A 6,162-nucleotide genomic window follows, 5' to 3' on the forward strand; every position below is an offset into this window, starting at 1 on the left:
AAAGTCTATCTCGTCGCTTTTCGCATCGTCGGACATCACGGGGAAAATAGCGCGAGCGTTGCGTAATCAGCTAAGCTTCCGGGATAACAAGTTGAGTTATGCCGCGTTGCAGGTATTATGCAACGCAAAAGAAACGGAAGGAGAGGAAAAGATGCCATCTTTCGATATTGTCTCTGAAGTTGATCTTCAGGAAGCCCGTAACGCGGTGGACAACGCGAGCCGCGAAGTCGAGTCGCGTTTTGATTTTCGTGGCGTTGAAGCCACTTTTGAATTAAACGACGCCAACAAGACCATTAAAGTGCTGAGCGAGTCTGACTTCCAGGTGAACCAGCTGCTGGATATCCTGCGCGCCAAGCTGCTCAAGCGCGGCATTGAAGGCACCTCCCTCGACGTACCGGAAGATATCGTGCACAGCGGTAAAACCTGGTTTGTTGAAGCGAAGCTGAAGCAAGGCATTGAAAGCGCGGTGCAGAAGAAGATCGTTAAACTGATCAAAGACAGCAAGCTGAAAGTGCAGGCCCAGATTCAGGGTGAAGAGATCCGCGTGACCGGTAAGTCCCGCGACGATCTGCAGTCGGTGATGGCGCTGGTGCGCGGTGGCGATCTGGGACAGCCGTTCCAGTTCAAAAACTTCCGCGACTAAGGCGGCGGGCAGACAGCAAAAAGCGGGGAATTCCCCGCTTTTTTTATACCCCTTTGATGAGCTGCTCTATCTCGAAGCGGTTGGTGACCTTGCTGTCGATTTTGATATACACCGAACGCTCCTCGGGTACCACCAGCGCCTGATGAACCCCGCTGGCGCTCAGCAGACGCGCCTGCAGCGCGCTGTCGACCACCACGCCGTCCGGCACCTCCACCCGCAGGCTGCTGACGTACGGCGGCTCGCTCATGGTGCTGGCCACCAGCAGCCACAGCATCGCCAGCAGGGCGCCCAGCAGAAACACGGTTTGCGAATCAAAGAAACCATCGACCCAGCCGCCAAGCGCGCCGCCAATCGCCACGCCGAGAAACTGGCTGGTGGAGTAGACGCCCATCGCGGTGCCTTTGTAGCCCGCCGGAGACTCCTTGCTAATTAGCGACGGCAGCAGCGCTTCCAGCAGGTTAAACGCCAGGAAGAAGAGCTGAACGCCCGCCACCAGCTCCCAGAAGTAGCCTCCGGCGCCCCAGAGGACAATTTCCGCAATCAGCAGGATGGCGACGCAGAGCAGGAAGACGCGCTTCATCTTGCGCTTCACTTCGGCGTAGATGATAAACGGCACCACCGAGATGAACGAGATAACCATGGTGACCAGGTAAATCTTCCAGTGCTCGGCGGCCGGGAAGCCGGCGGCCTCCAGTTGTCCGGGCAGGGCGACAAAAGTGGACATCAGCATAATGTGCAGGCACATGATGCCAAAGTTAAGCTTCAGCAGGCGCGGCTCCGCCAGCACCTTGCTAAAGCAGCCCTTCACCATCCCGGATTCGCGGTTAAGGACATGGTTATGGCTGTTGGGCACCACCCACAGGGTGAGCAGGATGCCGACGGTCGCCAGGATGGCGATCATCCAGAACAGCGCGTGCAGACCCAGCTGGTGGGTGACAATCGGCCCCAGCACCATGGCGATGGCGAAGGTGACGCCGAAGCTGACGCCGATAAAGGCCATCGCTTTGGTGCGGTTCTGTTCGCGGGTGAGATCGGACAGCAGGGCCATAACCGCGGCGGCGATGGCGCCGGAGCCCTGCAGGGCGCGGCCAAGAATGATGCCCCAGATGGAGTCGGTGAGCGCGGCGATGACGCTGCCGAGCACGAAGATAAGCAGGCCGCCGACGATCAATGGCTTACGGCCAATACGGTCAGATAACAGTCCGAAGGGGATCTGGAACACCGCCTGCGCCAGGCCGTAGATACCGATCGCCAGGCCAATCAGCGCTTCACTGGCACCCTGCAACGCCATGCCATACGTGGTCAGAACCGGCAGGACCATAAACATGCCAAGCATGCGCAGGGAGAATACTGTCCCCAAACCCCAGGTCGCGCGCAGTTCCCCTGGCGTCATTTTGTTATCGTTCATTACCACCTCAATATAAAAACTGCGCCTAGTGTAGCGGCGGGGGGTAAGAAGCGTAAATAAATGTTTGTTTAACAGATATTACGGGGCTGTTGCGCGATGCGACAAGTTGGTAAAAATCAATAAACCAGTGGAGGGGGACTCCACTGGCGAGGGGGAAAATTAAGGTAAAGTAAAGTCAACCCACTGGCTGCCAGCGTCAGCCGATTTGACGCACTGCTCTACCCAATAGACGCCGTGCAGCCCGGCTTCGACGTCCGGATACCAGAAGTCTTGCAGGAAGGCGCGATCGTCGCGATCCGTGGCGTCAATCGCCTGCGCATAGCGGCGATAGAGGTTGGCCCAGGCTTCGAACAGCCCTTCCGGATGGCCGCCGCCAATGCGGTCATCCGCCAGCGCGTTCGGCGACAGGTAGGGCATCCCACGTTCCAGAATGCGCGCCGGCTCGCCCTGCACCTCATAGCTGAGCTGGTTAGGATGCTCATCCCACCATTCGATGCTTGCTTTTTCGCCGACGATGCGCACTTTTTGCGAGTGCATGGCGCCGCTGTTGACCGCGCTGGTCCACATCGAGCCAACCGCGCCATTGTCATATTCCATCAGGACAAAGGCGTTATCTTCCAGCGGCGCGCGGGAGGGAACAAAGCTCTGACGGGAGCACATCAGCCGTTTGATATTGAGCTGCGGCGCCATGGTTTCGGCGACAAACAGCGGATGGGTGGCCAGGTCCCCAAGCACATAGCTGGGCCCGGCAAACTTCGGTGTTACTCGCCAGCGGGTGGATTCTGCCTGCAGCTCGACGGCCTGGTTATGGAAGCCGTGGGCGAATTGCATGTTAACGATGCGGATCTCGCCGAGCAGTCCATCGGCAATCATCTGCCGCGCCTGCTGGATCATCTGATAGCCGGCATAGCCGTAGGTGACGCCGACGATTTTGTTCTGTTTTTTGCTCAGATCCACCAGCTCGCGCGCCTCTTCGGCGGTAAAGCAGAGGGGCTTTTCGCAGATAACGTGGAGTCCCGCCTCCAGCGCCGCTTTGGTGATGGCGAAATGGGTATTGTTCGGGGTGGTGACCGAGACGACCTCGATCCCGTCAGGGCGCTGCGCCTCTTCGCGAAACAGGGTCTGGTAGTCGGCGTAGCAGCGCTCCGGCGCGATGCCCAGTTGCTCACCGAACGCGCGCCCGCGCTCGGCATCGACGTCAAGCGCGCCGGCCAGCAGGGTATAAACATTGTCACGCAGCGCCGCACAGCGGTGGCTGTAGCCGATCTGACTGGTTCCCCCGCCGCCGACCATGCCCCAGCGCAGGGAACGGGATAAGGGTTTCAGGCCGTTTAACATGGTGCTCTCCTTTTTGAAATCATTTGCACTCTGAGGCGCTCAATGCCGACACCTGCGGCAACGCGCATCCGGATAGACTGACTTCAACTTAAGGAAATGTTTGTTCTGTTTCAATTGTGTTGTGGAATTTATTTTCCATATATGCGAGGGGGATCGAATTAGCGATAGTTTCTTTTGCGCTTGGTTGAAAAGGTGAGGGCGGGATATCGCCTGCCGGAGTCGTCCAGATTGTTGCAGGCGTTTTTCGTTTCAACAAAATATGAAATAAATTTTCTTTATTAGCTGCTGAAGGCGGTGCAATCCGCCGATTGCACCGGGGACCAGATGCCGCTATGACGCTCCGCGCACAGACGCGGTGGAAGTTGAAGCGACGGGAGGATGACCGGCCGCAAAGATGCCCTTCGCCGCCAGGCCTGCGACGGTGAGGGCTGCCGGGATACCGAGGATCAAAAAGACGCTTTCAAAGGGCAGGTTGAGCGCCATCATCTCGGCGCCGGCAAAGGCGCTGAGAATGGCGCCGATGCGCCCGACGCCGTGCATCCAGCTGGAGCCCGTCGCCCGCGCCTGCGTAGGGTAGTAGCGGGCGGAGAGGGCGTTCATGCCAGTATTCGCGCCGTTCAGGCAGGCGCCGCTGATAAACGCCAGCATACAGAGCAAGGCAAAGCTGCCCGCGGCGTAGCCCATCGCCATGGTGAACAGGCCGCCAACGGCGTAGATTATCCCCAGCGCGCGATGGGGGTTGATCCTGTCCATCAGCCAGCCGGCAAACAACGAGCCGAGGGTGCCGCCCGCCTGGTAAATCGCCGTCATGATGGCCGCCTGGCTAACGGTCATTCCTACCGCTTTAACCAGCGTTGGCAGCCAGCTGCCGAGGATATAGACCAGGAACAGCCCCATAAAGTAGACCAGCCATAGCATCAGCGAGCCGAAACCGTACTGGCGGGAGAGGACAATGCGCATCGCGTTGCCGGCCGCTGGCTGCGCCGGCAGGATAAACGTCACATTGTCGCTGATTTGTCCGGGATAGAGACGGTTAAGAATGGCGCGTATGCGCGCCGCGGGCGCTTGTTTGATCACCAGAAAACGAACCGATTCCGGCAGCAGCCAGATGAGCAGGGGGGCAAACAGCAGCGGCAGAATACCGCCGAGCGCCATCAGCGAGTGCCAGCCAAACTGGGGGATCAGCCACGATGCCGAAAATCCTCCCGCCGCCGCGCCGAAGGTGAAGCCGCAAAAGATGACGGTGATAATAAATGAACGCTGGCGTTCCGGGGCGTATTCCGACACCAGCGTCCCGATATTCGGCATCGCGGCGCCCAGCCCGAGGCCAGTCATAAAGCGAAAGAACATCATCTGTTCTACGTTGTGCGAGAAGGCGGTGGCGATGGTCCAGAAACCGAAGAAGAAAACGCTATTGATGATGATTTTCTTACGTCCCAGCCAGTCGGCGAGCGGGCCGGAGAAAATCGCCCCCAGCGCGAGGCCGATCAGCGCGGCGCTGATCACCAGACCCAGCTGGTGGTTGCTTACCCCCCATTCCAGCTTTAGCGTCGGGGCGATAAAGCCCATGATCGCGATATCAAAACCATCGAGAGCGATGACGCAAAAGCCGAGAAATATAATCTGCTTCTGAAATCGGCTCAGCGGGTTACGATTTATTAACTCTCTGACATCCAGGCGTTGAGTCTGTGTCATAGCGTATTCCTTATGCGCAGGCGCGCAGGTAGGGCTGCGCGGCATCGAACAGTAACTGCGCCCGCTGAAGAGGCGGCAGGGCGCCTTGCTCGCCGTCAAGCGGCACTTCGAGAGAGACCGGCAGCGTCGCCGGCAGGGCCGACATCAGACCATGCAGATCCAGACCGCCTTCCCCCGGCACGTTGCGCGCCGAGCGGGCCTGGCGGATAAGTTCCTGCTCGCTCTCCGGCCTCTGCGCCGCGCCATCGCAGAGTTGCATATAGTTGAGATGATGCGCGGGCAGGCTGGAGAGGGCGGCGAGCGATTCTCCCGCGCGCCAGAAATGGAGAGCGTCCACCAGAATGCCGATGTCTTCCCGCCCGCTGGCGGCGATTAGTGCTTGCGCTGCGGCGATGTTGCGCAACTGGGTCCAGGGCATCGGCTCAAGATTCATGGTCAGCCCAAATGGACGACCGGCCGCGGCGAGGATGGCGAGGTTGTCAGCGCTGCGCTGAAGGTTGTCATCATTGCCGGCGACTAACACCTGTCCGGCGCCAAGACGCGCGGCGGTCTCCATAAAACGCTGCAGCCGATCGTCGAGGGTAAACCCGGGGGTCAGGCGGACGATCTCCACGTCCGACACGCGGATGCCAGTTTCCATCAACGCGGCGAGCGTCGCCCGGACGGCCGGGGTATCGCCCAGCATGTCGTAGTCCGGGTCGGTCGGTGTGGCGGGGAGCAGTCGCAGCCCAACGTGGGTAAAACCGGTTCTGGCCGCAATCCGCACCTGTTCGGGGGGAGGGACATCGAGCAGGGTCAGCGCGGCGAGCGATAGGGTACGCTTGTTCATAAAGGGCTCCGGTACAGTTGCAGGTGAAGAGAGTTAGGGTGCATCCATTCGTGGAAATCAAGTTATGTTATTGTTTATATTTGTTTTTTTTGCCAGGTTTTTACCCACCAGATAGCCGAAGGTCATGGCGGGCCCGAGGGTGATCCCTCCGCTGGGGTAATAGCCGCGCATCACGCTCGACATGTCGTTGCCGATGGCGGACAGACCCGGTATCGGCTGCTGCTGATCATCCAGCACCCGGGCGTGTTC

Annotated in this window: 6 protein-coding genes; 1 reads left to right on the forward strand and 5 read right to left on the reverse strand. The window is 59.3% G+C overall.

All coding sequences use genetic code 11. From position 1 onward, the window contains the following. Positions 1 to 151 precede the first annotated feature (151 nt). The gene (locus tag KHQ28_RS24335) at positions 152 to 643 is read left to right on the forward strand and encodes a YajQ family cyclic di-GMP-binding protein (protein WP_002891465.1); all 492 of its coding nucleotides are present in this window, start codon (positions 152 to 154) and stop codon (positions 641 to 643) included. Between the two features lie 43 nt (positions 644 to 686). Here KHQ28_RS24335 and KHQ28_RS24340 read toward each other — a convergent pair whose 3' ends face one another. From KHQ28_RS24340 to KHQ28_RS24360, 5 genes are all read right to left on the reverse strand, one after another. Then, on the reverse strand, positions 687 to 2,051 hold the full coding sequence (locus KHQ28_RS24340; RefSeq protein ID WP_004144660.1) for an MFS transporter: 1,365 nt from the start codon (positions 2,049 to 2,051) through the stop codon (positions 687 to 689). A gap of 159 nt (positions 2,052 to 2,210) precedes the next feature. Beyond that, positions 2,211 to 3,389: a Gfo/Idh/MocA family protein gene (locus KHQ28_RS24345; RefSeq protein ID WP_004191717.1), complete on the reverse strand. Its 1,179-nt coding sequence runs from the start codon at positions 3,387 to 3,389 to the stop codon at positions 2,211 to 2,213. Positions 3,390 to 3,719: 330 nt separating this feature from the next. Next, positions 3,720 to 5,084, reverse strand: coding sequence for an aromatic acid/H+ symport family MFS transporter (locus KHQ28_RS24350; protein WP_032419349.1), 1,365 nt, complete (start codon positions 5,082 to 5,084; stop codon positions 3,720 to 3,722). A gap of 10 nt (positions 5,085 to 5,094) precedes the next feature. Then, a complete protein-coding gene (locus KHQ28_RS24355) occupies positions 5,095 to 5,913 on the reverse strand; it encodes a sugar phosphate isomerase/epimerase (protein ID WP_002891476.1) in 819 nt (272 codons plus the stop codon). A 57-nt stretch (positions 5,914 to 5,970) separates the two neighbouring features. Next, on the reverse strand, positions 5,971 to 6,162 hold a 192-nt coding region (locus KHQ28_RS24360; RefSeq protein WP_211777706.1), incomplete at its 5' end, for an FAD-binding protein.

The organism is Klebsiella sp. 28, from assembly GCF_018223905.1.
In the GTDB taxonomy this organism is placed as follows: domain Bacteria; phylum Pseudomonadota; class Gammaproteobacteria; order Enterobacterales; family Enterobacteriaceae; genus Klebsiella; species Klebsiella pneumoniae.

Excerpts from the sequence above, each read along its gene's own strand:
- KHQ28_RS24335 (WP_002891465.1), top strand. The coding sequence starts at position 152 with ATGCCATCTTTCGATATTGTCTCTGAAGTTGATCTTCAGGAAGCCCGT.
- KHQ28_RS24340 (WP_004144660.1), bottom strand. The coding sequence starts at position 2,051 with ATGAACGATAACAAAATGACGCCAGGGGAACTGCGCGCGACCTGGGGT.
- KHQ28_RS24345 (WP_004191717.1), bottom strand. The coding sequence starts at position 3,389 with ATGTTAAACGGCCTGAAACCCTTATCCCGTTCCCTGCGCTGGGGCATG.
- KHQ28_RS24350 (WP_032419349.1), bottom strand. The coding sequence starts at position 5,084 with ATGACACAGACTCAACGCCTGGATGTCAGAGAGTTAATAAATCGTAAC.
- KHQ28_RS24355 (WP_002891476.1), bottom strand. The coding sequence starts at position 5,913 with ATGAACAAGCGTACCCTATCGCTCGCCGCGCTGACCCTGCTCGATGTC.